General features: G+C 42.4%; 1 protein-coding gene. It reads right to left on the minus strand.

Features of this window, described 5'->3' with window-relative positions; genetic code table 11:
• A partial coding sequence (locus COU51_04480; GenBank protein PIR66315.1) for a hypothetical protein occupies positions 1–978 on the minus strand: 978 nt, incomplete at its 3' end.
• Between the last annotated feature and the right edge of the window lie 172 nt (positions 979–1,150).

The raw sequence follows: 1,150 nt of genomic DNA on the forward strand, positions 1-1,150 counted from the left end.
TGCAGCGGATAAGCCCGAATCGAGCGTTGAGCTAAGTCCAGCAAGGAGCATTACGACGAATGCGAATACTGCCCATGTTGGCAATAAGTTGGCGACAGTTTGTACGCCTATCATCGAAACATCAACGCCTGCTGGCAAAACAACATTCAGGGCAGGATTAGCTGCCAAGAAGCCGAGAGTTGATAATGCGATTGGAACAATACCAAAGAGTAATGCTCCGACAACGAAGGCTTTGACGAGTTGATTTTTCTTGATAGCGAAAGTTCTTTGCCAATATTGTTGGTCGGATATGGCGCCTGCGATTAAACCGATTGCGGTAACAATTCCGAGTGAGAAGGCTACACCCGGATCAAAGATATTTTTGATTCCCTCGATTCCATTTAAACCTGCGCTGATTGCCGATGAGCCACCGGCTGCCGCCCATGTCATAGGCAAAATAATTGCGCCGATAACAAATATCATAGCGAGCTGCACAAAATCTGTAATTACTGAAGCTTCAAGCCCTGAGATAAGTGTATAAACCAAAGCGATAACCGCTAAAATTGGCATAACAATTGTCAGCGGGATACCTGTGAGAAGCGAAACCAAACTACCTCCAGCAAAAAGCTGAACAGTTATTGCCATGAGTTGATAAAAGAAATATGGGAAAAGATAGATTTTGTGCACTTTTTCACTTTGCAGACGGTGGCGAATATATTGCGGAAGAGTGTAGCCTTCGGGTAATAATTTTCTAATGCGTGGTGCGAGGAAGGCAAAAATTGCTAACGCTAAAATATTTGGAGCGGTAAACCAAAAAATGCCAGCCAAACCTTTTTGATAAGCGAGCTGGACTGAAACAAAAAGAGCAGGCGCCCATATCCAAGAGGCGGCAATGCTTGATGCTCCAATGCCCCAGCCAACTTGTCGGCTTGCCACAAGAAAACCATCTTTTGTGTGCCATTTTTTCCATCTGGCGAAAAAATAAGTTACTAGCACCATGGCAATGCCAAAGATTGCCAAGAACCAATAACCTGCGGATTGTGTGATGTAGCCCATAATGTTTAGTTTAAATTAAGTGTATTTATTAAGTTTTCTGAAAAGAAATTGTCCACATTCATTATAGTTTAAGGAAAATTCCCTGCAATAGTTTAGGAAAAATTCAAATTTGATT

Source organism: Parcubacteria group bacterium CG10_big_fil_rev_8_21_14_0_10_36_14, assembly GCA_002772895.1.
Lineage (GTDB): Bacteria > Patescibacteriota > Patescibacteriia.